General features: G+C 66.9%; 22 protein-coding genes and 2 tRNA genes. 11 read left to right on the plus strand and 13 right to left on the minus strand.

Translation table 11 applies throughout. From position 1 onward, the window contains the following. Nucleotides 1–2 precede the first annotated feature (2 nt). On the plus strand, nucleotides 3–1,412 hold the full coding sequence (locus KM176_RS08525) for a sulfotransferase domain-containing protein (protein ID WP_160891203.1): 1,410 nt from the start codon (nucleotides 3–5) through the stop codon (nucleotides 1,410–1,412). Nucleotides 1,413–1,530: 118 nt separating this feature from the next. Here the strand turns inward: KM176_RS08525 and KM176_RS08530 are convergent, their stop codons facing one another. From KM176_RS08530 to KM176_RS08555, 6 genes are all read right to left on the minus strand, one after another. Continuing rightward, the gene (locus tag KM176_RS08530) at nucleotides 1,531–1,995 is read right to left on the minus strand and encodes a PTS sugar transporter subunit IIA (RefSeq protein WP_160891202.1); all 465 of its coding nucleotides are present in this window, start codon (nucleotides 1,993–1,995) and stop codon (nucleotides 1,531–1,533) included. Nucleotides 1,996–2,045: 50 nt separating this feature from the next. Next, nucleotides 2,046–2,615 (minus strand): ribosome hibernation-promoting factor, HPF/YfiA family, encoded by a 570-nt coding sequence (gene hpf / locus KM176_RS08535; RefSeq protein ID WP_160891201.1) that lies wholly within the window; start codon nucleotides 2,613–2,615, stop codon nucleotides 2,046–2,048. Nucleotides 2,616–2,945: 330 nt separating this feature from the next. Continuing rightward, entirely contained in the window at nucleotides 2,946–3,701 is a 756-nt protein-coding gene (gene lptB, locus KM176_RS08540) for an LPS export ABC transporter ATP-binding protein (RefSeq protein ID WP_160891200.1), read from the minus strand. Between the two features lie 3 nt (nucleotides 3,702–3,704). After that, nucleotides 3,705–4,214, minus strand: coding sequence for an LptA/OstA family protein (locus KM176_RS08545; RefSeq protein WP_160891199.1), 510 nt, complete (start codon nucleotides 4,212–4,214; stop codon nucleotides 3,705–3,707). Between the two features lie 5 nt (nucleotides 4,215–4,219). Then, entirely contained in the window at nucleotides 4,220–4,828 is a 609-nt protein-coding gene (locus tag KM176_RS08550) for a hypothetical protein (protein ID WP_160891198.1), read from the minus strand. A gap of 8 nt (nucleotides 4,829–4,836) precedes the next feature. Then, nucleotides 4,837–5,451: a ribonuclease D gene (locus KM176_RS08555; protein WP_160891197.1), complete on the minus strand. Its 615-nt coding sequence runs from the start codon at nucleotides 5,449–5,451 to the stop codon at nucleotides 4,837–4,839. Between the two features lie 231 nt (nucleotides 5,452–5,682). On the opposite strand from KM176_RS08555, the gene KM176_RS08560 reads away from it, so the two are divergent. Beyond that, entirely contained in the window at nucleotides 5,683–7,056 is a 1,374-nt protein-coding gene (locus tag KM176_RS08560) for an aminotransferase family protein (RefSeq protein ID WP_160891196.1), read from the plus strand. Between the two features lie 235 nt (nucleotides 7,057–7,291). Here the strand turns inward: KM176_RS08560 and KM176_RS08565 are convergent. Then, nucleotides 7,292–7,377 (minus strand) — tRNA-Leu (locus KM176_RS08565). 177 nt (nucleotides 7,378–7,554) lie between these two features. Then, nucleotides 7,555–7,640, minus strand: a tRNA-Leu gene (locus KM176_RS08570). 155 nt (nucleotides 7,641–7,795) lie between these two features. Here KM176_RS08570 and KM176_RS08575 point away from each other — a divergent pair. Continuing rightward, the gene (locus KM176_RS08575; protein ID WP_160891195.1) at nucleotides 7,796–8,794 is read left to right on the plus strand and encodes a complex I NDUFA9 subunit family protein; all 999 of its coding nucleotides are present in this window, start codon (nucleotides 7,796–7,798) and stop codon (nucleotides 8,792–8,794) included. A gap of 64 nt (nucleotides 8,795–8,858) precedes the next feature. Here KM176_RS08575 and KM176_RS08580 read toward each other — a convergent pair whose 3' ends face one another. Then, a complete protein-coding gene (locus tag KM176_RS08580) occupies nucleotides 8,859–9,680 on the minus strand; it encodes an undecaprenyl-diphosphate phosphatase (protein ID WP_160891194.1) in 822 nt (273 codons plus the stop codon). A 231-nt stretch (nucleotides 9,681–9,911) separates the two neighbouring features. On the opposite strand from KM176_RS08580, the gene KM176_RS08585 reads away from it, so the two are divergent. Beyond that, entirely contained in the window at nucleotides 9,912–11,357 is a 1,446-nt protein-coding gene (locus tag KM176_RS08585) for an NAD(P)-dependent oxidoreductase (RefSeq protein ID WP_160891193.1), read from the plus strand. Between the two features lie 272 nt (nucleotides 11,358–11,629). Continuing rightward, nucleotides 11,630–16,168, plus strand: a complete 4,539-nt coding sequence (gene gltB, locus KM176_RS08590) for a glutamate synthase large subunit (protein ID WP_160891192.1) — start codon at nucleotides 11,630–11,632, stop codon at nucleotides 16,166–16,168. Nucleotides 16,169–16,238: 70 nt separating this feature from the next. Here the strand turns inward: gltB and KM176_RS08595 are convergent, their stop codons facing one another. Then, a complete protein-coding gene (locus tag KM176_RS08595; RefSeq protein ID WP_160891191.1) occupies nucleotides 16,239–16,565 on the minus strand; it encodes a DUF4342 domain-containing protein in 327 nt (108 codons plus the stop codon). 184 nt (nucleotides 16,566–16,749) lie between these two features. Between KM176_RS08595 and mtgA the strand changes: the two genes are divergently transcribed. The 3 genes from mtgA (at nucleotide 16,750) to queG (ending at nucleotide 19,396) form a co-directional block, all read left to right on the plus strand. Then, nucleotides 16,750–17,562 carry a monofunctional biosynthetic peptidoglycan transglycosylase gene (gene mtgA, locus KM176_RS08600; protein ID WP_375372105.1) on the plus strand — a complete coding sequence of 271 codons (813 nt, stop codon included), beginning with the start codon at nucleotides 16,750–16,752 and terminating at the stop codon, nucleotides 17,560–17,562. Nucleotides 17,563–17,608: 46 nt separating this feature from the next. Further along, nucleotides 17,609–18,280, plus strand: coding sequence for an FtsZ-binding protein FzlA (gene fzlA, locus KM176_RS08605; protein ID WP_160891190.1), 672 nt, complete (start codon nucleotides 17,609–17,611; stop codon nucleotides 18,278–18,280). Nucleotides 18,281–18,358: 78 nt separating this feature from the next. After that, nucleotides 18,359–19,396: a tRNA epoxyqueuosine(34) reductase QueG gene (gene queG / locus KM176_RS08610; RefSeq protein WP_160891189.1), complete on the plus strand. Its 1,038-nt coding sequence runs from the start codon at nucleotides 18,359–18,361 to the stop codon at nucleotides 19,394–19,396. Here the strand turns inward: queG and KM176_RS08615 are convergent. Next, nucleotides 19,393–20,220, minus strand: a complete 828-nt coding sequence (locus KM176_RS08615) for a hypothetical protein (protein ID WP_160891188.1) — start codon at nucleotides 20,218–20,220, stop codon at nucleotides 19,393–19,395. The two genes, queG and KM176_RS08615, sit on opposite strands and share 4 nt — an antisense overlap. A gap of 230 nt (nucleotides 20,221–20,450) precedes the next feature. On the opposite strand from KM176_RS08615, the gene msrB reads away from it, so the two are divergent. Beyond that, entirely contained in the window at nucleotides 20,451–20,897 is a 447-nt protein-coding gene (msrB, locus tag KM176_RS08620) for a peptide-methionine (R)-S-oxide reductase MsrB (protein WP_160891187.1), read from the plus strand. Then, nucleotides 20,897–21,406 (plus strand): peptide-methionine (S)-S-oxide reductase MsrA, encoded by a 510-nt coding sequence (gene msrA, locus KM176_RS08625; protein WP_160891186.1) that lies wholly within the window; start codon nucleotides 20,897–20,899, stop codon nucleotides 21,404–21,406. The genes msrB and msrA overlap by 1 nt, the downstream gene beginning before the upstream one ends. A gap of 33 nt (nucleotides 21,407–21,439) precedes the next feature. On the opposite strand, the gene KM176_RS25165 is transcribed toward msrA, so the two are convergent. Continuing rightward, complete coding sequence (locus KM176_RS25165; RefSeq protein WP_160891185.1) at nucleotides 21,440–22,018, minus strand: hypothetical protein; 579 nt, start codon at nucleotides 22,016–22,018, stop codon at nucleotides 21,440–21,442. 188 nt (nucleotides 22,019–22,206) lie between these two features. Between KM176_RS25165 and KM176_RS08635 the strand changes: the two genes are divergently transcribed. Further along, a complete protein-coding gene (locus KM176_RS08635; RefSeq protein WP_160891184.1) occupies nucleotides 22,207–23,121 on the plus strand; it encodes a DMT family transporter in 915 nt (304 codons plus the stop codon). A gap of 91 nt (nucleotides 23,122–23,212) precedes the next feature. On the opposite strand, the gene KM176_RS08640 is transcribed toward KM176_RS08635, so the two are convergent. Beyond that, a complete protein-coding gene (locus KM176_RS08640; RefSeq protein WP_311136122.1) occupies nucleotides 23,213–24,556 on the minus strand; it encodes an NAD(P)/FAD-dependent oxidoreductase in 1,344 nt (447 codons plus the stop codon). Nucleotides 24,557–24,562 lie beyond the last annotated feature (6 nt).

Raw genomic sequence — 24,562 nt, forward strand, 5'->3', positions numbered from 1 at the left:
CCATGCCCCGGTTCGATTGCTTCATCCTGTTTGCCGACATGCGCACCGGCTCGAATTTTCTCGAGACGAACCTGAATGCCTTTGCCGGGGTGACCTGCCACGGAGAGGTCTTCAATCCGCATTTCGTCGGCTACCCGAACCGCAGCGACTGCCTGGGGATCTCCAGGGCTGTACGCGATGCCGATCCGGGGCGGATGCTGGCGGCGCTGCGCGCGGCGCCGGGGCTGAACGGGTTTCGCTTTTTCCACGACCATGACGCACGGGTGCCCGAGGCGCTGATCGCCGATCCGCGCTGTGCCAAGATCGTGCTGGGGCGCAATCCGCTCGACAGCTACGTGAGCTGGAAGATCGCCCGGGCCACCGACCAGTGGAAGCTGACCGATGTGCGGCGGCGGCGCCAGCAGCGCATCCGCTTCGATCCGGAAGAATTCCTGCGTTTTTGGGAGGGCATGAAGCAGTTCCGCCTGCGGCTGCTGCGCCGGCTTCAGGACAGCGGCCAGGCTGCCTTCTGGCTGGATTACGAGGACCTGCGCGCGCTGGAGGTGATCAACGGGCTGGCCGCCTTCCTTGGCGTGCAGGAACGGCGCGGGGCGCTGGACGACAGCCTGAAGGTGCAGAACCCCGGTCCGCTGGAGGACAAGGTCGAGAATCCGGAGGAGATGCGCGCGGCGCTGGCGCGTCTGGACCCCTTCGGTCTGGACCGGGTGCCGGATTTCGAGCCTGGGCGCGGGCCGAGGGTCCCGGGCTTCATCGGCGGACGGCGGGTGCCGCTGCTGTTCCTGCCGGTGCCCGGGGGGACGGAGGTCGATCTTGCCGCCTGGCTGGAAGCGGTCGAAGGCGGCGCGGTGGAGCGGGACTTCAACCGCCGGCGCCTGCGGGACTGGCAGGCGGGGCACCCGGGCCATCGCAGTTTCACGGTGATCCGCCACCCGCTGCCGCGCCTGCACGAGGTGTTCTGCCGCAAGATCCTAGATCCCGGGCCGGGGCACCTGCCCGAGATGCGGCGCATTCTGGTCAACAGATTCGGGATGAAGCTGCCAGACAGCCTTGGGCCCGGTTACGGGGCAGAGGCGCATCGGGCGCTGTTCCGGGACTTTCTGGAGTTTCTCAAGGCCAATCTGGCGGGGCAGACCGGGCTGCGGATCGATGCCCACTGGGCCAGCCAGGCGGCCGTGCTGGAAGGGATGGCGCCGGTGCTGAGCCCGGATCTGGTGCTGCGCGAAGAGGAGCTGCCGGAGATGCTGCCGGCCCTGGCGCAGCGGCTGGGCGGGCAGGCGGTGCCCCTGCCGGTGACGGCGTGGCGCCCGCCGGTGCCGCTGGAGGCGGTGCTGGAGCCGGAGATCATCGCCCGGGTCGAGGAGATCTGCCAGCGCGACATGCTGGCCTTCGGATTCGGGCGCTGGCCGGGCTGAGAGAGGGAGACCGGGCCGGGGGCTCTGCCCCCGTCTCCTGCGGAGACTCCCCCGCCATATTTTCGGAAAGATGAAGAGGGCTGCGGGCCGAATCGGTCCGCAGGGTTGTCCAGAAGGCTCAGGCGGCCTGCATGTCCTGGTCCGAGGTCAGGATCGCATAGAGCGTCGCGGGGTCGCTGTTGGAGCGCAGCTTCTTGCAAAGCGCTTGATTTCTAAGGCTACGCGACACCAGCGCGAGGGCCTTCAGATGTTCGACCCCGGCGTTCTCGGGCGCGAAGAGCGCGAAGATCACGTCGACCGGCTGGCGGTCGATGGCGGCGAAATCCACAGGCTTTTCCAGAGCGATGAAGGCGCCCAGCACCTGGTCCATGCCCTCGAGTCGGGCATGGGGCAGGGCGACGCCGTGGCCGACGCCGGTCGGTCCCAGGTTCTCGCGCTCCTGCAGCGCCTCGACCACCAGCGACTGGTCCAGCCCGTAGGCGGACTGGGCCAGTTCCCCGATGTCCTGAAGCAGGCGCTTCTTGCTGGACGCGGAGGCGATGACCTTGATCGCCTCCGGCTTGAGAATCTGAGACAGTTTCATGCCGTCTTTCGTATCCCTGCTTCGGGACCCGTCAGACGGGCTCCCGGTCCTCAATTCCTCGGGTCGATCCAGCCGATGTTGCCGTCGTCCCGCCGATAGACCACGTTCAGCCCATCTTTCTTTTCGTTCCGGAAGACCAGAACCGGCGCCCCTGCAAGCTCCATGTGCATGACGGCCTCGCCGACAGACAGGGACGGAATCTGGGTTTCCATTTCCGCAACGATGACGGGCTGCAAGCTCTCGGGTTCCGAGTCCGCATCGTCCTGCTCCGATGCGAGGATATAGGTGGATGCCCCGAGGAGTTCAACCGGCTCTACCTTCTCCTTATAGTGGTCTTTCAGGCGGCGTTTGTAGCGCCGGAGTTGTTTCTCCATCTTCTCACAGCAGCCATCGAAGGCGGCATAGATTTCGGTCGACTTCGCCTTGGCCTGGGCGGTCAGCCCGGTACTGAGGTGCACGGTGGCTTCGCAGATGAATTCATGTGCGCTCTTGGAAAAGGTGACGCTGCCGTCGGTCGGGCGGCCGGCATATTTCGACACTGCGGTTTCCAGGCCCTGGCGGACGTGGGATTGCAGGGCTTCGCCGATGTCGATCTGTTTTCCGGTGATCTGAGTGCGCATTCCGTCTCCTCTCATGACAATTCGGGCGCAGGCCGGCGCAGGGGCGCCGGTGCGCTTCAGGTTCGAATGCTGCGGAAAAATGACCGTTCGCGCCGGCAGAACGCCTTGGTGCCGCAAAGGCGGCCCGAGACATGTTCATAGGGGCGACGCGAAACTGTCATATATCCATTTGAGCGGGAATCGTGGCGGGCTGTCAACGCCTTCGCGGTCGCATGCTTGCCACGGCATTTCGCCGCCGCCCGGGCGTGAGGGCGCAGGCCCTTTGCGGGCGGGGCCTCGGGGGCCCTGCGCTGACGCCGCGCTGGCGCGAACGTGACCCTTTGGCGCAGGTCAGGAGATTCGGAAGCTGTCGCCCAGGTAGACGCGGCGCACGTTGTCGTTGCGCACCACCTCGTCGGGGGTGCCCGACATCAGCACCTTGCCGTCGTGCAGGATATAGGCGCGGTCGACGATTTCGAGCGTTTCCCGGACGTTGTGATCGGTGATCAGCACACCGATGCCGCGGGTCTTCAGATCCGCGACCAGGTGGCGGATATCCGCGACCGAGATCGGGTCGACCCCGGCAAAGGGCTCGTCCAGCAGGAGGTATTTCGGATCGGCGGCCAGGCAGCGGGCGATCTCGACCCGGCGGCGTTCCCCGCCCGAGAGCGCCAGCGCGGGGGCGCGGCGCAGGTGTTCGATCGAGAATTCCGAGAGCAGCTCTTCCAGCCGCTCCCGCCGCTTGTGCGGGTCAGAATGGGTGATGTCGAGAATCGCCGCGATGTTGTCCTCGACGTTCATGCCACGGAAGATCGACATTTCCTGCGGCAGGTAGCCGATGCCCAGCTTGGCGCGGCGGTACATCGGCAGGCCGGTCACGTCGATTCCGTCCAGCATCACCTTGCCGCCCTCGGGAATCACCAGTCCGGCGATCGAATAGAAACTGGTCGTCTTGCCCGAGCCGTTCGGCCCCAGCAGCGCCACCACCTCTCCCTGATCGAGAGAGATCGACACGTCGGTGATCACCACGCGCTTCTTGTAGGCCTTGCGCAGCCCGGTGATGCGCAGCCCGCGGCTGCCTTCGGTGACGCTGAGGTCGGGGGACATCGCTTACTTGTCCCCCTGCTGGCGCAGCACGGTGCGCACGTTGCCCTGCATCTGGGCCTGGCCGCTGGTCACGTCCAGATCCATGCGGTCGGCGGCGATGGTATTGGGGCCGCTGACCAGCAGAACGGAGCCCGACATGGCGATCTTGCCGCTGGTGACCTGGTAGTCGGCGGTCTCGGCCTCGGCGGAATCGGTGCCGCTGACCAGGGTCACCCCGCCGGTGGCCTGAAGGCTCTCGATGGCAGAGCCGGCGTCGTCGTATTTCACCTGCACCTGCGCGGCGGAAAGCTTCAGCGTGTCCTGCTGGATCACCACCTTGCCCTCGAACACTGCCGTGCCGTCCTTCTGGCTGACCGAGAGCGTCTCGGACTGGATGTGGATCGGCGCGTTGCGGTCGCCCTTGCCCTGGCCGAAGGCCAGCGAGGTGCCCTGGGCCATCGCCAGTCCCGCAGAGGTCAGCAGGAGCGCCGCGGCCAGCAGGCCGGTGAACCGTCGATATGTCTGAGCGCTCAAGGGCATCACTCCCGAGTTGTCCTGGGGTCGTATACCAGTTCAACCCCATCGGTAAAAAGCAAATAGCTGTCGGTGCCGGTCTTGGCCTTGTGCAGGCTCATGTGGCCGGCTGTCAGCGTTCCGGCGGGGGCGGTGCCGCTGACCGGCCCGAGGCTTTCGACATCCAGCGACTTCATCGCGGTCGACAGCCCCTCCGTGGTCAGCGTGTAGCCCAGCGAGGAAGAGAAGGCGACGCCGCCCTCCAGCCGTGTCAGGCTCTGGCCCTGGTCGATCACGCCGCGCGCGGCGCTCATCTTCACGGTGCTGCCGCCCACCAGATCCAGCTGCGCCTTCAGGCCGCTGGCGGCAAAGCTGCGGCTGCCGTCGGGGGTGGCCTCATCGGCGGTGATGGCGATCATGTCGCCGCTCTGGGTGGCACCGGCGAAACTTGGCCGGGTGATCCCCTCGCGGCTGGCGATATCCTTCAGGTCGACCTGGGAATAGGGGATCTGGGGGTCGCTGACCTGCCCGCGCGACACCAGGAAGACGGTGGACAGCAGGGCGACGGCCGCCAGCGGCAGGGCAACCTTGAGGAGGGAGACGACCCTCGAATAGGACCTTTCGCTCAGCGCCATGGGATGCCTCAGGAATGCGCGAAGATATCGGTGTCGGGCCAGCCCGCGAGGTCCAGTTTCGCACGGGTCGGCAGGAAATCGAAGCAGGCCTGGGCGATCTCGGTGCGGCCCTCGCGCTCCAGGCGTTCGGCCAGCACGGCGCGCAGGCGGTGCAGGTGCAGCACGTCCGAGGCGGCATAGTCGAGCTGCGCGGCGGTCAGCTTTTCCGCGCCCCAGTCGCTCATCTGCTGTTGCTTGGAGATGTCGACGGCCAGCAGCTCATGGGTCAGGTTCCGCAGACCGTGCCGGTCGGTGTAGGTGCGCACCAGACGGCTGGCGATCTTGGTGCACCAGACCGGGGCGGCCAGGGCGCCGAAGGCATTGTACATCGCGGCAATGTCGAAGCGGCCATAGTGGAACAGCTTCAGAACTGCTGGATCCTCCAGCATCCGGCACAGGTTCGGCGCCGCGCTCTGGCCCCTGGCGATCTGCACGATATGGGCATCGCCATCGCCGCCCGACATCTGCACCACGCAAAGCCGGTCGCGCTGCGGATTGAGCCCCATCGTCTCGCAGTCGATGGCCACGACCGGACCCAGGTTCAGCCCGTCAGGCAGGTCGTTCTGGTAAAGATGGTTTGTCACGGGGGGCGTTCCTCGGCTCGGCTGTTCTGCACTTAGTGACTTGGCGGGGTGGATGCAAATCCGGGCAGGCTCTGTTATCCTTGCGGCAGGCGCGGTGCCCGGAATACTGCCGATTCCGGTGCTTTCCCGGGGTTTCCGCATCTGGCTCTATCGATTTGACGATTCTGGACCTAGAAGAGGACGGCCTTGCGGGCCCTTCTTGGCGCAACAAGACGTTCCCGGAGCACTTCCATGCATGACAACGACATCACCGGCATCATCGAAGCCGACAAGGCCCATGTCTGGCACCACCTGACCCAGCACAAGGCCTTCGAGACCAGCGACCCCCGCATCATCGTCGAGGGCAAGGGCATCCACGTCTGGGATGCCACCGGCAAGAAGTTCCTCGATGCCGTCTCGGGCGGGGTCTGGACGGTGAACGTCGGCTACGGTCGCGAAAGCATCGCCAACGTGGTGCGCGACCAGCTGATCAAGCTGCCCTATTTCGCCGGTGCCGCCGGCACCATTCCCGGCGCCCAGTTCGCCGAGAAGCTGATCGAGAAGATGCCGGGCATGACCCGCGTCTACTACAACAACTCGGGCTCGGAGGCGAACGAGAAGGCCTTCAAGATGGTCCGCCAGATCGCCCACAAGCGCTACGGCGGCAAGAAGCACAAGATCCTGTTCCGCGAGCGCGATTACCACGGCACCACCATCGGCACGCTTTCGGCCTGCGGTCAGCCGCAGCGCGCCGAACAGTACGGCCCCTTCGCCCCGGGCTTCGTCGAGGTGCCGCACTGCCTGGAATACCGCGCCCAGTGGGACCTGAGCGGAGAGGCCTACGGCAAGCGTGCCGCCGATGCGATCGAGGAGGTCATCCTGCGCGAGGGCCCCGAGACCGTCGGCGCCCTCTGCCTTGAACCCGTCACCGCCGGCGGCGGCGTCATCACCCCGCCCCCCGGCTACTGGGAGCGGGTGCAGGAGATCTGCAAGAAGTACGACATCCTGCTGCATATCGACGAGGTCGTCTGCGGCCTCGGGCGCACCGGCACCTGGTTCGGCTACCAGAACTACGGCATCAAGCCCGACATGGTGACCATGGCCAAGGGCGTGGCCTCCGGCTATGCCGCCATCGCCTGCCTGGTGACGACCGAAGAGGTCTTCAACATGTTCAAGGACGATGCCGCCGACCCGATGAGCTACTTCCGCGACATCTCGACTTTCGGCGGCTGCACTGCGGGTCCCGCGGCCGCGATGGAGAACATGCGCATCATCGAGGACGAGAACCTGCTGGGCAACACCCTTGCCATGGGGGAACGCCTGATGCTGCGCCTCGAAGAGCTGAAGGAAAAGCACGCGGTCGTCGGGGACGTGCGCGGCAAGGGCCTGTTCTGCGGCGCGGAACTGGTCGCGGACCGCGCCACCAAGGAGCCCGTGGCCGAGGCTCTCGCCCAGAAGGTCGTTGCGGAATGCGGTGCCCAGGGCGTGATGATCGGCGTGACCAACCGTTCCCTGCCGGGCTTCAACAACACGCTCTGCCTGTCGCCGGCGCTGATCGCCACCCCCGATGACATCGACCAGATCGCCGACTCGATCGACGTGGCCCTGACCCGCGTCTTCGGCTGATCCGGCAGCGGCCCGCCCGGCCCCGCTGTCGGGCAGGCCGTATTTACGGAAAGATGAAACACAGGGGCGCGCCCGGGACTTCCCGCGGCGCGCCCTTGCATTTTCTTGTTCGAAATACCTCGGGGGAGTCTCCGCAGGAGACGGGGGCAGAGCCCCTCCCGGCTGCCCGCTCCGAAGCGCGGGGGCGAAACGAAAAGGCTCCGAAACCGCCGTGGTTTCGGAGCCTTTCGGGTAATGGTGCCCAGGAGAGGACTCGAACCTCCACGTCCTTGCGAACACTAGCACCTGAAGCTAGCGCGTCTACCATTCCGCCACCTGGGCCGGTGTCGTGAGGGCGGATATACGGGTCTGCGCGGGGGGCGTCAATGTCCCGCGCAACACAGATGTCGGTCCGGCATATTTTGGGAAAGATGAAGCGGCAGGGCGCGCCCTGAGGGTGCGGTGGGGGCGAAAACGAAAGAGCTCCGAAACCGCGGGGGCTTCGGAGCTCTTAGGTAATGGTGCCCAGGAGAGGACTCGAACCTCCACGTCCTTGCGAACACTAGCACCTGAAGCTAGCGCGTCTACCATTCCGCCACCTGGGCCGGTGTCGTGAGGGCGGATATACGGATGTGCGCAGGGGGCGTCAACGGCCTTTTTTGCGTTTCTTCCGGCGACCTAGCGGCAATTTGTCGAACGCCTTGCCGGAGGCCGGGGGGAGGGGTAGTTACATAGGGGAAACGTCAGCCGGAGGTCGCTCATGTCCCTTTCGTCCCCGTCCAAGCTTGTCACCATTTTCGGCGGCTCGGGTTTCGTTGGCCGCTATATCGCGCGGCGCATGGCAAAGCAGGGCTGGCGGGTGCGGGTCGCCGTGCGGCGCCCGAACGAGGCGGGCTTCGTGCGCACCTACGGCGTCGTCGGTCAGGTCGAGCCGGTGTTCTGCAACATCCGCGATGACGCTTCGGTGCGGGCCGTCACCCAGGGCGCCTCGGCGGTGGTGAACTGCGTCGGCACCTTTGCCACCGGCGGCAAGAACAATGTCGAGGCGGTGCAGACTCTCGGGGCGGGGCGGATCGCCCGGATCGCCGCCGAAGAGGGAATCACCGCCATGGTGCACCTCTCGGCGCTTGGCGCCGATGCCGAGGGCCCCAGCCGCTATGCCCGCTCCAAGGCCGAGGGCGAGGCCGCTGTGCTGGCCGCCCAGCCCGGTGCGATGATCCTGCGCCCCTCGGTGATCTTCGGGCCCGAGGACAAGTTCTACAACCGCTTCGCGGAGATGGCGCGCAACGGCTTCTGCCTGCCCATCGTCTCGGGCGGGACGAAGTTCCAGCCGGTCTACGTGGATGACGTGGCCTGCGCGGCAGAGCTTTACCTGACCGGCCAGGCCGAGGGCGGGCTCTATGAGCTGGGCGGCCCCGATGCCCATACCTTCCGCGAGCTGATGCAGGAAATGCTGGAGGTGATCCAGCGCCGCCGTCCGATCATCGGTCTGCCGCGCTTTGTTGCGGCCATCATGGCCTCGGCGCTGGACGGCATCGACAGTCTGACCGCGGGCACCTTCGCCAACACGACCCTGACCCGTGACCAGCTGCGTCAGCTGGGCACCGACAGCGTCGTCAGCGGTCGGGAGAAGGGCTTTGCCGATCTGGGCTTCCAGCCGCTCTCGGTCGAGAGCGTGCTGCCCGACTACCTCTGGCGCTTCCGGCCCGACGGGCAATATGCCGCGCTCAGGGCCTCGGCGCGCAATCTGCACATGTAGGATCCCGGTTGCGGGATGTGAAAAGGCCCCGGTCCTGCGGCCGGGGCCTTTTCGTTTTGGGGACTCAGAGCTCGGGGGCGCCGAACAGATAGGCGTAGCCCAGCAGGATCACGCCCAGGATGACGCGGTAGATCACGTAGGGGGTGAAGCTGACCGAGCGCAGCAGGCGCATCATCAGCACCAGCGCCACCAGCGCCGAGAGGAAGGCGAAGAGCGCCGCGATGGCGCCGTCGCGCAGCGCCTGCATGTTGGCGCTGGCCATGACGTCGCCGAATTCGTAGGCCGCCGCCGCGATGATCATCGGGATCGACATCAGCATGGAGATCTTGGCCGCCGCCTGGCGTTCGAAGCCGGCGAACAGCGCCCCGGTGATCGTGATGCCCGAGCGCGAGGTGCCGGGAATCAGCGCGACCGCCTGCCAGAAGCCGAGGATGATCGCATCCTTCATGGTCCAGTCCTCGGCGGGGCGGCCGCTGTCGCCGCGCCGGTCGGCCCAGTACAGCACCAGGCCGAAGATCAGCATCGTCCAGCCGATGACGGCGACAGAGCGCAGCATGTCGTCGATGCCGGTGATGGCCAGGAACAGGCCGAAGATGATGCCGGGAATCGTCGCGACGATCAGCAGCAGCGCCAGCCGCGATCCGGGGGTGTCGGCCTTGCCGCAGCTGAGGCGGGGCAGGCCGGCGATGGCATGGCCGACATCCTTCCAGAAGTAGATCATCACGGCCAGCAGCGTGCCGACATGGACGGCGACATCAAGAATCTGTCCCTGGTCCTCGGCCCCGGTCAGGGCGGGCAGCAGAATCAGGTGGCCGGAGGAAGAGATCGGCAGGAACTCGGTTATGCCCTGGATGATGGCAAGAATGAGAAGGTGAAGTAGGGGCATGAGGCATCCGTTGCGTGAAAATGGCGTTGTGTGGAACGCTTGAAAACAAGGGGCTTGATGTTAAATAGGTCCGGTATGGTACCTTAATTTGGGTCCTGAATTGATATCAAACACGGCTCCGGAAGATAAAGTGGCATATTAGGTCAGCTCTTCTGACTTTTATTGGGGGCGAACTTGATTTAGAAGGCCTTCGACAGTGGCGGGACAAGTGTATCGAAAAGGAGCTAGGCCGTGGCGAAGCAACCGATGCTGAAATTCGTGACCGTAGGCCGCGACATGCCCGAAAAGCGTGACGCCAGCCTTCGTGCCAAGGATTACGACGAAATCTACGCGGAATTCGCGGCCCAGAAGGCGGAGGAGCAGGCCTCGCGCTGCTCCCAGTGCGGTGTTCCGTATTGCCAGAGCCACTGCCCGCTGCACAACAACATCCCCGATTGGCTGCGCCTGACCGCCACCGGCCGGCTGGAAGAAGCCTATGCGATCAGCCAGGCGACGAACACCTTCCCCGAGATCTGCGGCCGCATTTGCCCGCAGGACCGCCTCTGTGAGGGCAACTGCGTCATCGAACAGTCCGGTCACGGCACCGTCACCATCGGCGCGGTCGAGAAATACATCACGGATACCGCCTGGGAGAACGGCTGGGTGAAGGCCCAGAAGCCCGAGGTGGAGCGCGAGGAAAGCATCGGCATCATCGGCGCCGGCCCCGGTGGCCTGGCGGCGGCCGACATGCTGCGCCGCGAGGGCTTCCAGGTCACCGTCTACGACCGTTACGACCGTGCCGGCGGCCTGCTGACCTACGGCATCCCCGGCTTCAAGCTGGAGAAGGACGTGGTCATGCGCCGCTGCCAGCAGCTTGAGGAAATGGGCGTCGAATTCGTGCTGAACTGCACCGTCGGTGAGGACCTGTCCTTCGATGCGATCCGCGGCAAGCATGACGCGGTTCTGATCGCCACCGGCGTCTACAAGACCCGCGACCTGACCGGCCCGAATGCCACCGCCAGCGGCATCGTGCGCGCCATCGACTACCTGACCGTCAACAACAAGGTGTCGAACTTCGGCGACGAAGTGGCCGAATACGAAAGCGGCGAGCTGAACGCCAAGGGCAAGAAGGTCGTCGTGGTCGGCGGTGGCGATACCGCCATGGACTGCGTGCGCACCGCGATCCGCCAGGGCGCGACGTCGGTGAAGTGCCTCTATCGCCGCGACCGCGCCAACATGCCGGGCTCGCAGCGCGAGGTGAAGAACGCCGAGGAAGAGGGCGTCGAATTCGTCTGGCTGTCCAACCCCGTGGGCTTCGCCACCACCGAGGAGGGCGCCGTCGCCCAGGCCATGGTGCAGAAGATGCGCCTGGGTCAGCCCGATGCCTCGGGCCGTCGCGCGCCGGAAGTCATCGAAGGTTCCGATTACGCGGAAGATGCCGACCTGGTCATCAAGGCGCTCGGCTTCGAGCCCGAGGACCTGCCCAAGCTCTGGGACACCGACGGCCTGGAAGTGACCCGCTGGGGCACCATCCGCGCCGAATTCGGCTCGGGCCGCACCAGCCTCGATGGCGTCTACGCGGTGGGCGACATCGTGCGCGGGGCCTCGCTGGTGGTCTGGGCGATCCGCGACGGGCGCGACTGCGCCGCCGCGATGATCGCCGACCTCAAGGGCCAGGGCGCCATCGCCGCAGAATGACGGATGGGGGCATGGCCCCCGTCCAGACCTCCCGACTGAACAGCGGGGAGGCTGGCATTGCCGCCGCAGAGGGCACCCTCGCGCGGCAGATCCTCGCAAAACGCGCGGGCGCCCGGCTTCCCCTTCGTCACGGACCCGATTCGGGTCAGACTTTCCGCGACGGAACCGTGACGCCTCACAGGGCCCCGAGGGGCCGACAGAACAGCACCGGCTTGGGGCCGCTCCCCCGCCCCGGTTGCACGTAACGCCACTTCGGCAGAGGAGAGCTTGAAATGACCCGCTTTGATGAGAACTGGGTGGCCGCCGAGGAAGCCAAGCGCAAGTGGATGGAAGAGAACGGCCTGTTCCGCGAGGAGCACGAGCACTCTTCCTGCGGCGTGGGCCTCGTCGTTTCCGTGGATGGGAAAGCCTCCCGCAAGGTGGTCGAGGCGGGCATTACCGCGCTCAAGGCCATCTGGCACCGTGGTGCCGTTGATGCCGACGGCAAGACCGGCGACGGCGCGGGCATCCACGTGCAGATCCCGGTTCCGTTCTTCCACGACCAGATCCGCCGCACCGGCCACGAGCCCCGCCTGGACGAGCTGATGGCCGTCGGCCAGGTCTTCCTGCCGCGCACCGACTTCACCGCGCAGGAAACCTGCCGGACGATCGTCGAATCCGAAGTGCTGCGGATGGGCTACTACATCTACGGCTGGCGCCACGTCCCAGTCGACATCGACTGCCTGGGCGAGAAGGCCAACGCGACCCGTCCGGAAATCGAGCAGATCCTGATCTCGAACTCCAAGGGCGTGGACGAGGAAACCTTCGAGCGCGAGCTTTACGTGATCCGTCGCCGCATCGAGAAGGCGGCGCTGGCGGCGCAGGTCAACGGCCTGTACCTGGCCTCGCTGTCGTGCCGGTCGATCATCTACAAGGGCATGATGCTGGCCGAGCAGGTCGCGGTCTTCTACCCCGACCTGATGGACGAGCGCTTTGAATCCGCCTTCGCGATCTATCACCAGCGCTATTCCACCAACACCTTCCCGCAGTGGTGGCTGGCCCAGCCGTTCCGCATGCTTGCCCACAACGGCGAGATCAACACGCTGAAGGGCAACGTCAACTGGATGAAATCCCACGAGATCCGCATGGCCTCCTCGGCCTTCGGCGAGCTTGCGGAAGACATCAAGCCGATCATCCCCGGCGGGTCCTCGGATTCGGCCGCGCTGGATGCCGTGTTCGAAGTGCTGGTGCGTGCGGGCCGTTCGGCGCCGATGGCCAAGACCATGCTGGTGCCGGAATCCTGGTCCAAGCAGGCCGAGGAGCTGCCGGAAGCCTGGCGTGACATGTATTCCTACTGCAACTCCGTGATGGAGCCCTGGGACGGTCCCGCCGCCCTGGCGATGACGGATGGCCGCTGGGTCTGCGCCGGCACCGACCGCAACGGCCTGCGTCCGATGCGCTATGTCGTCACCGGTGACGGCCTGCTGATCGCGGGGTCCGAAGCGGGCATGGTCCCGGTCGAGGAAGCCACCGTGCGCGAAAAGGGCGCGCTTGGCCCGGGCCAGCTGCTGGCGGTCGATACCGCCGAGGGCAAGCTGTACCACGACGTCGAGATCAAGAACAAAATGGCCGCCGGTCAGCCCTTCGGCGAATGGGTCGGCAAGATCTCGGAGCTGGACGACTACCTGGCCAAGGTCGAGGAAAAGCCGCTCTTCGAGGGTGAAGAGCTGCGCAAGCGCCAGATCGCAGCCGGTTTCACCATCGAGGAAATCGAGCAGATGCTCGCTCCGATGGCCGAGGACGGCAAGGAAGCTCTGGCGTCAATGGGCGATGACACGCCCTCGGCCGTGCTGTCGAACAAGTATCGCCCGCTGAGCCACTTCTTCCGCCAGAACTTCTCTCAGGTGACCAACCCGCCGATCGACTCCCTGCGCGAATTCCGCGTGATGAGCCTGAAGACGCGTTTCGGCAACCTGAAGAACGTGCTGGACGAAAGCTCTGCCCAGACCGAGATCCTCGTTCTGGACAGCCCCTTCGTGGCCAATGCCCAGTTCGATGAGCTGAAGACTCACTTCAACGCCGAGATGGTCGAGATCGACTGTACCTTCCCGGTGGACGGTGGCGAACATGCCCTTCAGGACGCCCTGTCCCGCATCCGCCGCGAGGCGGAGGATGCCGTGCGTTCCGGTGGCGGCCACATCGTGCTGACCGACCATTACCAGGATGCCGGCAAGATCGGCATGCCGATGATCCTGGCGACCTCGGCGGTGCACTCCTGGCTGACCCGCAAGGGCCTGCGGACCTTCTGCTCGCTCGGCGTGCGCTCGGCGGAATGTGTCGATCCGCATTACTTCGCAGTGCTGATCGCGAGCGGCGCGACCATCGTCAACGCCTACCTGGCCGAAGACACCATTGCCGACCGCATCAAGCGCGGCCTGCTGGATGGCTCCCTGACCGAGAACATCGGCCGCTACCGCACGGCCATCGACCAGGGCCTGCTGAAGATCATGGCCAAGATGGGCATCTCGGTGATTTCGTCCTACCGCGGTGGTCTGAACTTCGAGGCCGTCGGCCTGTCCCGTGCCATGGTGGCGGAATACTTCCCCGGCATGCTGAGCCGGATTTCCGGCATCGGCGTCTCGGGCATCCAGAACAAGCTTGAGGACATCCACGCGCTTGGCTGGCTGAAGGGCCGCGACGTGCTGCCGATCGGCGGTTTCTACAAGTCGCGCAAGTCCGGCGAGACCCACGCCTGGGAAGCGCAGACCATGCACATGCTTCAGGCAGCCTGCGACCGTTCCTCCTTCGAGATCTGGAAGCAGTATTCCGCGCGGATGCAGGCAAACCCGCCGATCCACCTGCGCGACCTGCTGGCGATCAAGCCGCTGGGCAAGTCGATCCCGCTGGAAGAGGTCGAATCGATCACCTCGATCCGCAAGCGCTTCGTCACCCCGGGCATGTCGCTGGGCGCGCTGAGCCCCGAGGCGCACAAGCTGCTGAACGTCGCGATGAACCGCATCGGCGCGAAATCCGACTCCGGCGAGGGCGGCGAGGATCCGGCACACTTCGTGCCCGAGCCCAACGGCGACAACCCGTCTGCGAAGATCAAGCAGGTGGCTTCGGGTCGTTTCGGCGTCACCGCCGAATACCTGAACCAGTGCGAAGAGCTTGAGATCAAGGTCGCGCAGGGCGCCAAGCCCGGTGAGGGTGGTCAGCTGCCCGGCATGAAGGTCACCGACCTGATCGCCCGTCTGCGCCACTCCACCAAGGGTGTGACGCTGATCTCGCCGCCGCCGCACCACGACATCTACTCGATCGAGGATCTGGCCCAGCTCATCTATGACCTGAAGCAGATCAACCCGACCGTGAAGGTGACGGTGAAGCTGGTGTCCTCCTCGGGCGTCGGCACCATCGCTGCGGGTGTGGCCAAGGCGAAGGCCGACATCATCCTGATCTCGGGCCACAACGGCGGCACCGGGGCGTCTCCGGCCACCTCCATCAAGTTCGCGGGCCTGCCGTGGGAGATGGGGCTGACCGAAGCGCACCAGGTTCTGGCGATGAACAAGCTGCGCGATCGCGTGACGCTGCGTACCGACGGTGGCCTGCGTACCGGTCGTGACATCGTCATGGCCGCCATGATGGGCGCCGAGGAATACGGCATCGGCACCGCCGCGCTGATCGCGATGGGCTGCATCATGGTGCGTCAGTGCCAGTCGAACACCTGCCCGGTGGGCGTGTGCACCCAGGACGACGCGCTGCGCAAGAAGTTCACCGGTACGGCCGACAAGGTGGTCAACCTGATCACCTTCTACGCCCAGGAAGTGCGCGAGATCCTCGCTTCCATCGGGGCGCGCAGCCTCGATGAGGTGATCGGCCGTGCCGATCTGCTGCATCAGGTGTCGCGTGGCGCAGAGCACCTCGACGACCTCGACCTGAACCCGCTGCTGGTGACGGTCGATGGCGCCAAGGACATCGTCTACAACCGTCTGAAGCCCCGCAACGTGGTGCCGGACACGCTGGATGCGGAAATCGTCCGCGATGCCGCGCGCTTCCTGAAGGAAGGCGAAAAGATGCAGCTGTCCTACGCGGTGCAGAACACGCACCGCACCGTGGGCACGCGCACCTCGTCGCACATCGTTCAGAAGTTCGGCATGCGCAACGCGCTCCAGCCCGACCACCTGACCGTCAAGCTGACCGGTTCCGCCGGCCAGTCGCTGGGCGCCTTCGCGGCCCCGGGCCTGAAGATCGAGGTCTCGGGCGAGGCGAACGACTATGTCGGCAAGGGCCTCTCGGGCGGCACGATCGTCGTGCGTCCCTCGATGAACTCGCCGCTGGTGGCCTCCGAGAACACGATCATCGGCAACACCGTTCTTTACGGTGCGACCGACGGTTACCTGTTCGCGGCAGGTCGTGCGGGCGAACGCTTCGCGGTCCGGAACTCGGGTGCGACGGTGGTGATCGAGGGCTGCGGCTCCAACGGGTGCGAGTACATGACCGGCGGTCTCGCCGTGATCCTGGGCTCCATCGGGGCGAACTTCGGGGCCGGCATGACCGGCGGCATGGCCTATCTCTATGATCCCGAAGGCATCACGGAGAAGCTGATCAACAAGGAAACCCTGGTCACCTGCCCGGTGACGGTCCAGCACTGGCAGACCCAGCTGCACGACCTGGTCAAGCGTCATGCCGAGGAAACCGGCAGCCGCAAGGCCTCGGAGATGCTGCAGCACTGGGATCTGGAGCTGGGCAACTTCCTTCAGGTCTGCCCGAAGGAGATGCTGGTGCACCTGCCGTTCCCGCTGAGCGAGGACGAAAGGGCGATGCCGGCAGAGTAACCCTTGCCGGATCCGTGAAATGGACGGGCCCCGGAGCGCAAGCTCCGGGGCCCTTTCCTTTGACCTGCCCTCAGATCGGCAGGTTGTCTCCCAGCGGGCCGTCGGCCAGCGTGTCGGCCTCGGTCGGGGCGTGCGGCGGGTCGTGACCATGCTCCACCTCGACATGAAGCTGGGTCGCAAGGCCTGCTGCGGCGCCCAGCAGCGTCAGCCAGGGGGCGGCCAGGGCCAGGGCCCCGCCGGCGACCACCGCCGCCGTCACCGGAAGTTCCAGGGTGAAGCTGCCGTCTGGGTCGCGGATGCGCAGGCGGTTCACGTTGCCCTCGGCAATCCTGTCGCGCACATGGTCGATCAGGGCGGGGGCATCGATGCAGGCGGTTCTTCTCGGGTCGAGGGCCATGTCGGGCTCCTTTCATCCGGTGTTGCCCGGGAGGATGATGCGTGGAGGAAAGACCCCGGCCACCCTCCCTTTCCGGACATCACTATGCTACTTCTTGGCAGGGGACGCGGCCTTGATCCTGATCATGGCAGCCCCCGCATTTCCGGGACGGACGGGCGCAGACCCGTCAAGGAAGAGGCAGGGCGTGGCGAAACAGGCCGAGCGGAAAAGCCCCCGGGCGAAGACCGGGACGAAGAAGACATCGAAGGCGCCGGCCAAGGCCGCGAAAGCCGCAGCTGCAGCCCCGGCCCGCCGGCGGCTGCTGCGCCTGCCACGCCTGCGCATCCCGACGCGTCGCGGCCTGCGGCGCCGGCTGGGGCTGACCCTGGTCGGGGTGGTCGGGCTGGCGCTGGCGCTGGTGGCGGTGAATTCCGTGGTGCGGCCCTTCCAGGGGATCTACATGCATTCCGAGGCGCGCCGCCTGGGCGGGATCGAGCAGAGCTGGGTTCCGATGGACCAGATCGCCCCGGTGATGGCGCGCTCTGCCGTGGCGGCGGAGGATGCCAATTTCTGCCGTCACTGGGGCTTTGACATGTCGGCGATCCGCGATGCCATTGCAGACGGCATGTCGCGCGGCGGCTCGACCATCACCCAGCAGGTCGCCAAGAACGTCTATCTCTGGCAGGGCCGCAGCTATGTCCGCAAGGCGCTGGAGGCGGGCTTTACCCCCGCGATCGAGCTGTTCTGGACCAAGCGCCGGATCCTTGAAGTCTACCTGAACGTCGCCGAGTTCGACGAGGGCGTCTTCGGTGTCGAGGCCGGGGCCATGCATTACTTCGGCGTCCATGCGGCACAGCTGAACGCCACCCAGGCGGCGCGGCTGGCGGCGATCCTGCCCTCGCCGCAGGCCTGGTCGGCCTCGCATCCGACAAATTACGTGCTGCGCCGGTCGCGGCAGATCATCGACGGGGCGGCGACGATCCGGCGCGATGGCCGCGCCGCCTGTTTCGAGGATTGAACCCGCCCCTGTGAAAGGGCATGACAAGGGTCCAAGGATGGTGACCATGATCTCAGCAGAACTCTACCACGTGCCGCTTTCGCCGTTTTGCCGCAAGGTGCGCCTGTCGCTGTCGGAGAAGCGGATCGACTGCAAGCTGATCGAGGAACGCTACTGGGAGAAGGATACCGACTTCCTGCGGCGCAATCCCGCCGGCAAGGTGCCGGTGCTGAAGCTGGAGGGCCGGGTGCTGGCCGAGAGCGCGGCGATCTGCGAATACCTCGAGGAGGTCTATCCCGAACCCTCGCTGATGCCGCGCGATCCGATGGAGCGCCACGAGGTGCGCCGCCTGGTCAGCTGGTTCGACGACAAGTTCCACCACGAGGTGACCTCCAAGCTGCTTTACGAGCGGGTGAACAAGAAGATCACCGGCCAGGGCTTCCCGGATTCGACCAACGTCAAGGCGGGCCTTCGGGCGATCAAGTTCCACCTGGACTACCTGGGCTGGCTGCTGGACCACCGCCGCTGGCTGGCGGGCGACCGCATGACGCTGGCGGATTTCGCGGCGGCCGCGCATCTGTCCAGCCTCGACTACATCTCGGACGTGGACTGGGACCGCAATGCCTCGGTCAAGGACTGGTATGCGAAGATCAAGTCGCGCCCGGCGTTCCGGGGCATCCTGATGGACCAGGTGCCGGGCTTCCCGCCGCCGGATCACTACACGGATCTCGATTTCTGAGGGAGCGGGGGCGCTGCCCCCGTCCGCCTGCGGCGGACTCCCCCGAGGTATTGGAAACAAGAAAATGGAGGGGCCGGGGTGCTTCGGGATCGGCTTGTCGCGCAGGCGGTGGCAGAGGGGTTCTCTGCGGCGCGGGTGTGCCGGCCCTGCGACGTGCCGGAGGTGATGGGGCGGCTGCAGGCCTTCCTGGAGGCCGGGTATCACGGGCAGATGGGATGGCTGGCGGATCGGGTGCACTGGCGCGGCGATCCGGCGGCGCTCTGGCCCGAGGCGAAATCCGTGATCATGCTGGCGGAGAACTACGGCCCCGATGACGATCCGCGGGCGGTGCTGGCGCATCCGGACCGGGCGGCGATTTCCGTCTATGCGCAGAACCGCGATTACCATGACGTGGTGAAGAAGCGGCTGAAGCGGCTGGCGCGCTGGCTGATCGCGGAGGCCGGGCCGGAGGTGCAGGTGAAGGTCTTCGTCGATACCGCACCGGTGCCCGAGAAGGCCCTGGGCCAGGCGGCGGGGCTGGGCTGGCAGGGCAAGCATACCAACCTGGTGAGCCGGGAGCTGGGCAGCTGGTTCTTCCTGGGGGCGATCTTCACCACCCTTGAACTGCCGGTGGACGGGCCGGAGGCGGATCACTGCGGGCGCTGCACGCGCTGCCTTCAGGCCTGTCCGACCGAGGCTTTCGTGGCGCCCTACCGGATGGATGCGCGGCGCTGCATCTCTTACCTGACGATCGAACATGCGGGGCCGGTGCCCGTGGATCTGCGGGGCCGGATGGGCAACCGGATCTACGGCTGCGACGATTGCCTGGCGGCCTGTCCCTGGAACAAGTTCGCGGAGCAGGCCGCCGAGATGAAGTACCATGCCCGCGACGATCTGCGGGCCCCCGAGCTGGCGGAACTGGCGGCGCTGGACGATGCGGGGTTCCGGGCGCGGTTCTCGGGGTCTCCGATCAAGCGGATCGGGCGGGACCGTTTCGTGCGCAATGTGCTTTACGCCATCGGCAACAGCGGCGTGCCGGCGTTGCGGGGGGCGGCCCGGGCCCTGCTGGAGGATCCCGATCCCACCGTGGCCGAGGCCGCCCGCTGGGCGCTGGCACGCCTTGGGGACCCGGCCTAGCCGCGGTCATCCACCAGCAGGCGCAGCCGGTTGCCGTCCGAGGCGAAGACCCCGACCACGTCCCAGGCGCCGAAGCCGCGCTGTTCCAGCCGGGCCTCGACCGGGGGGATGGCGCGAATCTGCTGCTGCATCCGGGCGATCCGGGCGCGGTCCTGGCGCAGCTGGCGGTCGAGCTTGCCCAGATTGATCCGGCCCGTGCCGGAAAGCTGGGTGAGGGTGACGATCTCCAGGTCGCTGGGGTTCAGCCGCATCCAGTCCAGCGGGGCCAGGGCGCGCGGCATCGGACGCCAGGGGGCGTTGCCGGTGCCGGTGCGACCGGCGGTGACGGTGCCGCTGCCCGTCCCCATGCCCGAACCGGTACCCGAACCGGTGCCCGAGCCGGTCCCGGAACCGGTTCCGGAGCTGCCGCCCGTGCCGGAGCCGGAGCTGCCGCCAAGGCCGACATCGACGGAGATGCCGCCGCCGCCCGAACCCGAGCCCGACCCGGAGCCGCCGGAACCCGACCCGCCGAGGCCCACGTCGGCGCTGGCCGAGAGGCCATCATCGCCGCCGAGGCCGGCATCGACATCTGCGGACACGCCGTCCCCGCCTCCGAGGCTTGCATCGGCGCTGGCGCTGACGCCATCGCTGCCGCCGAGGCTGGCATCCGCGTCGGCGGACACGCCGTCGCTGCCCAGGCCCACGTCGGCACTGGCCGAGAGGCCGCTGTCGCCGCCTAGGCTGGCATCGACCCCGATGTCGAGGCTGCGGCCCGCCTGGGGCAGGCCGGTGATCAGAATGAGGCTGAGGGCCGTGAGGCCGCCCGTCCGGATGATATGTCGCATGGTCTCTCCTCCCGTTGCTGCGAACTGCCCGGAAGGTCTGGTCCTGCCCTGTATCTGTCCTGGTTCAATGGCGCGTCCTGCGTCGCGCTTGACCGCAGGAACGGAGCCGCGCCGGAAAAGGTTTCACCGCGTTAAATTATCGCGCGCCTCTGCAAGGCGGCTGCGCGGCGGCAGGGGTTTTCCTTTGCCGGGAAATCCCCACATGATGAGACGAACAGACAGGAGGCGTCATGACCAACTATCGCAAGACCGAAGAGGCCATCTCCGCTCTGACCCCGGAACAGTTCCGGGTGACCCAGCAGAACGGCACGGAACGGCCCTGGAGCGGGGCATATAACGAGACGAAGCAGGCCGGGCTTTACGTCGACATCGTCTCGGGCGAGCCGCTGTTTGCCAGTGCCGCCAAGTTCGAGAGCGGCTGCGGCTGGCCCAGCTTCGTGCGCCCGGTGGCGCCCGACAACGTGGTGGAGCTGACCGATACGACCCATGGCATGGTCCGGGTCGAGGTGCGCTCGAAACACGGGGACAGCCACCTGGGCCATGTCTTCCCCGACGGGCCGCGCGATCGCGGCGGCCTGCGCTACTGCATCAACTCGGCGTCGCTGCGCTTCATCCCCCGGGCGGAGATGGAGGCGGAAGGCTACGGCGCATATATCGACCAGGTGGAGGAACCGTGATGAGCGAAGAGCGTGCCGTCCTGGCGGGCGGGTGTTTCTGGGGCATGCAGGACCTGATCCGCAGGCTGCCGGGCGTCACCCGGACCCGCGTGGGCTATACCGGGGGCGACGTGCCCCATGCGACCTACCGCAACCATGGCAGCCATGCCGAAGGGATCGAGATCTTCTTTGATCCCTCGGTGATCAGTTATCGGCAGATCCTGGAGGTGTTCTTCCAGATCCATGATCCGACCACGCCGAACCGGCAGGGCAACGACCTTGGGCCGAGCTATCGCAGCGCGATCTACTATGTCGATGCCGCCCAGAAGGCGGTGGCGCAAGAAACGATCGCCGATGTGAACGCCTCGGGGCTGTGGCCGGGGTCGGTGGTGAGCGAACTGGAGCCGGTGGGCGATTTCTGGGAGGCCGAGCCGGAGCATCAGGATTACCTGCTGCGCTATCCCAACGGCTACACCTGCCATTTCCCGCGCCCGCACTGGGTGCTGCCGAAGCGCAGCGCCGCAGAGTGAGAGCCGTCCGCGTGAGAGGCGTCTGCGTCCCCGTCAGAGGGGGCGCAGACTGAAGGCCAACAGCAGCGCCAGGATTGCCGTCAGCCAGCTGGCCCCGATGCGCAGGGCGATCGGCCCCCAGGGGGTGGCGGCGGCGTGTTGCAGGCCCCGGGACAGCAGGGCGGCAGCGGTGATCGCCAGCCCCGCCAGCAGGTAGGCACCAAGCGCCAGCAGCAGCGGCGGGGCCGGGCTGGCGTGGAACAGGGCCGTCATCGCCAGCGCCGGCAGGATCAGCGCCAGCGCGGCCCGCAACGCCGTCGGCGCGCCGGTCGGGCGCAGGGCCACCAGTGCCGCCGCGGGAATGCCCGCGGCCAGGGCCAGCACCGCCACCGCTTCTCCGGTCAACGGGGCGACCAGCAGACCGGCCCCCAGCCCCGCCAGGATCAGCGCCCAGAGCCGCCCGGCCTGCGCCCCGAGTGCCAGGCCGAGTGCCAGCAGCGGCAGCAGGCATTCGGGCATGTCGGCGGCCTGCCGCAGCCCCTGCCAAAGCTGTGCCGGGGCGGGTGACGGGGCAGCGGGGGCGGCGACGCCCGGGGCAGGCAGCAGCAGCAGGGCGGCGGACAGGCGGAGCATCGGGACCTCGGGTGGCGGAAGCGGCCCCTTGGTGGCGGCTCGAGGCGCCGAGGTCAATCGTGCAGGCGGTAAGGGGCGGGGACGCAAGGAGGGCGGGAGGCGCAAGGAAGGGGGCGCAAGGGCGGCTGTGCCGTTGACCCTGCGGCGGGCTTCACGAAGGAGTGAGGCCTCTTCCCAGAGGATCCCCCATGCAGCCCTTCAAAGGCATCCTGTACAAGCTGATCGCGGTGATCTGCTTCATCGTCATGCAATCCCTGATCAAGGCGGCCTCCGACCATGTGCCGCCGGGGGAAACGGTGTTCTTCCGATCCTTCTTCGCGCTGCCGGTGATCCTGGCCTGGCTGGCCTGGCGGCACGAGCTGTCGACCGGGTTGCGGGTGAAGGCGCCGATGTCGCATGTCTGGCGCGGGCTGATCGGGACCACGTCGATGGGCTGCGGCTTTGCCGGGCTGGCCTTCCTGCCGCTGCCGGAGGTGACCGCGCTGGGCTATGCCATGCCGCTGCTGACGGTGATCTTCGCGGGCATGTTCCTGCACGAGCAGGTCGGGGTCTACCGGCTGAGCGCGGTCGGGCTGGGCCTGATCGGCGTGCTGGTGGTGCTGGAGCCGCGGGTGACCGCGCTGAACGGCACGTTGAAGGCCGAGGAGGCGATCGGGGCCATCCTGGTGCTGGTCGGAGCCATGAGCGGGGCGCTGGCCCAGGTCCATATCCGCAACATGGTGCGGCTGGAGGCGACCTCGGCCATCGTGTTCTGGTTCACCATGACCTCGACCGTGCTGTCGCTGGCGACGATCCCCTTCGGCTGGGTGATGCCCGGCGGGAAGGAGGCGCTGTGGCTGATCGGTGCTGGGCTGCTGGGCGGGGTCGGGCAGATCTTCCTGACCGCCTGCTACCGCTTTGCCGATGCCAGCGTGGTGGCGCCCTTCGACTATGCCTCGATGATCTTCGCACTGGGGATCGGCTACGTGGTCTTTGCCGAGGTGCCGTCTGGGCAGATGCTGGTCGGGGCGGCGATCATCGTCGCGGCCGGGGTGTTCATCATCTTGCGCGAGCGGCATCTGGGGTTGCAGCGGGCCCGCGCCCAGGCGGCGAAGACCCCGTGACCAAAGCCCCGTGACACCGGGTGGGGGTGGGGGCGCTGCCCCCGTCCGCCTGCGGCGGACTCCCCCGAGGTATTTCAAACAAGAAAATGCCTCAGCGGTTGAGCAGCCGGGACATGCCGTATTCCGCGGCCAGCAGCAGCATCCGGTGGCGCCCGAGCGGGAAGCGCATCGGCGGGGTGGCGAAGCTTTTCGGCAGGTCCGGGGTGTCGCCGGCGGCAAGGCGGCCCATCTGGGCGCCGAGGTAACTGCCCATGGCCACGCCATTGCCGTGGTAGCCGAAGGCGGCAAAGACCTTCGGGCTGCCGGGCAGCGCGCCGCAGAACGGTGTCAGAGAGGCCGTCACGCAGACCATGCCGGACCAGTAGAACGGGCTTTCGACATGTTTCCATGCCGGGAAGGCGGCCTCGAAATCGGCGCGCAGGCGGGCGGCGATGCGCTTTTCGTTGGCCGCCGAGGAGCGCAGCGCGCCGCGCATGCCGAAGACCATCCGCCCCTCCGGGGTGAGGTGGAAGTAATGCAGCATCTTGCGGTCTTCGTAGCTCATCTGGCGGGAGGTGAAGCCCTGGGCCGAGAGCTCTTCCGGGGTCATCGGGCGGGTGGTCAGGACCGAGCTTTGTGCCGGGATGTAGCGACCGCGCAGCCAGGGGTGCAGGTTTTCGCTGGCATAGCCGTTGGTGGCGATCAGCACCCGGTTTGCGGTGATCGTGCCGTTTGCGGTGATCACCTTCGGCTGCGGGCCGCTGTCGTCGATGCGCAGGGCGGGGGTGGCGCCATGCAGCTGCGCCCCGGCGCGGCGCGCGGCGGCGGCGAGCCCGGCGAGGTACTTGCGCGGGTGCAGCGCGAAGCCGTGCGGCATCTGGATCGCGCCGTGCCAGAGCGGCCCGTTCAGGCCATGGGCCGCCAGGTCCGGCTTTTCGATGAGGGTGGCGGGGCTGCCCCAGTCGCGCAGGTGCGCCTCTGCGTCACGGCGGAACTGTTCCATCTTGGCCGCGGTATGGGCCAGGATCACCTCGCCCTCGGAATGGCGGTCGACATCGAGGTTCTCGGCCTCAAGGAAGGCCTCCACATGGGCGACGGCGGCGGCTTCGGTGCGGTTGACGGCGGCGGGTTCGCCGGCGCCGAAACGGCGCGTCAGCAGGGCGTCGGAGGCGCGGTGCGAGCCGATGCAGCAGAAGCCGCCGTTGCGCCCCGACGCGCCGAAGCCGGGGAATTGCGCGTCGATCAGCGTCACCTCGATGCCGGCACGGGCCAGGGAGATGGCGGCGTTGAGACCGGTGAAGCCGCCGCCGATCACCAGCGCATCGGTGCGGTGATCGGCGAGCGGCGGGAAGGTCAGGGCCGTCTCGGGGACGGCCTCGGCCCAGTAGCAGCGCTCGATCGGGCTCCGCGAGTAGGTGTAGTCGGGATAGAGACGGCGGGGCGTCAGATCGGTCACGGGCTG

It is taken from the genome of Pseudooceanicola endophyticus (assembly GCF_018760365.1).
GTDB classification, from domain to species: domain Bacteria; phylum Pseudomonadota; class Alphaproteobacteria; order Rhodobacterales; family Rhodobacteraceae; genus Pseudooceanicola; species Pseudooceanicola endophyticus.

Bases quoted from the DNA above. Each gene is read 5' to 3' on its own strand.
- KM176_RS08550 (WP_160891198.1), bottom strand. From the start codon at position 4,828: ATGGCGCTGAGCGAAAGGTCCTATTCGAGGGTCGTCTCCCTCCTCAAG.
- gltB (WP_160891192.1), top strand. From the start codon at position 11,630: ATGACCCGCTTTGATGAGAACTGGGTGGCCGCCGAGGAAGCCAAGCGC.
- KM176_RS08575 (WP_160891195.1), top strand. From the start codon at position 7,796: ATGTCCCTTTCGTCCCCGTCCAAGCTTGTCACCATTTTCGGCGGCTCG.
- fzlA (WP_160891190.1), top strand. From the start codon at position 17,609: ATGATCTCAGCAGAACTCTACCACGTGCCGCTTTCGCCGTTTTGCCGC.
- KM176_RS08560 (WP_160891196.1), top strand. From the start codon at position 5,683: ATGCATGACAACGACATCACCGGCATCATCGAAGCCGACAAGGCCCAT.
- KM176_RS08595 (WP_160891191.1), bottom strand. From the start codon at position 16,565: ATGGCCCTCGACCCGAGAAGAACCGCCTGCATCGATGCCCCCGCCCTG.
- KM176_RS08635 (WP_160891184.1), top strand. From the start codon at position 22,207: ATGCAGCCCTTCAAAGGCATCCTGTACAAGCTGATCGCGGTGATCTGC.
- hpf (WP_160891201.1), bottom strand. From the start codon at position 2,615: ATGCGCACTCAGATCACCGGAAAACAGATCGACATCGGCGAAGCCCTG.
- KM176_RS08580 (WP_160891194.1), bottom strand. From the start codon at position 9,680: ATGCCCCTACTTCACCTTCTCATTCTTGCCATCATCCAGGGCATAACC.
- lptB (WP_160891200.1), bottom strand. From the start codon at position 3,701: ATGTCCCCCGACCTCAGCGTCACCGAAGGCAGCCGCGGGCTGCGCATC.
- KM176_RS08615 (WP_160891188.1), bottom strand. From the start codon at position 20,220: ATGCGACATATCATCCGGACGGGCGGCCTCACGGCCCTCAGCCTCATT.
- KM176_RS08525 (WP_160891203.1), top strand. From the start codon at position 3: ATGCCCCGGTTCGATTGCTTCATCCTGTTTGCCGACATGCGCACCGGC.
- KM176_RS08530 (WP_160891202.1), bottom strand. From the start codon at position 1,995: ATGAAACTGTCTCAGATTCTCAAGCCGGAGGCGATCAAGGTCATCGCC.
- msrB (WP_160891187.1), top strand. From the start codon at position 20,451: ATGACCAACTATCGCAAGACCGAAGAGGCCATCTCCGCTCTGACCCCG.
- msrA (WP_160891186.1), top strand. From the start codon at position 20,897: ATGAGCGAAGAGCGTGCCGTCCTGGCGGGCGGGTGTTTCTGGGGCATG.
- KM176_RS25165 (WP_160891185.1), bottom strand. From the start codon at position 22,018: ATGCTCCGCCTGTCCGCCGCCCTGCTGCTGCTGCCTGCCCCGGGCGTC.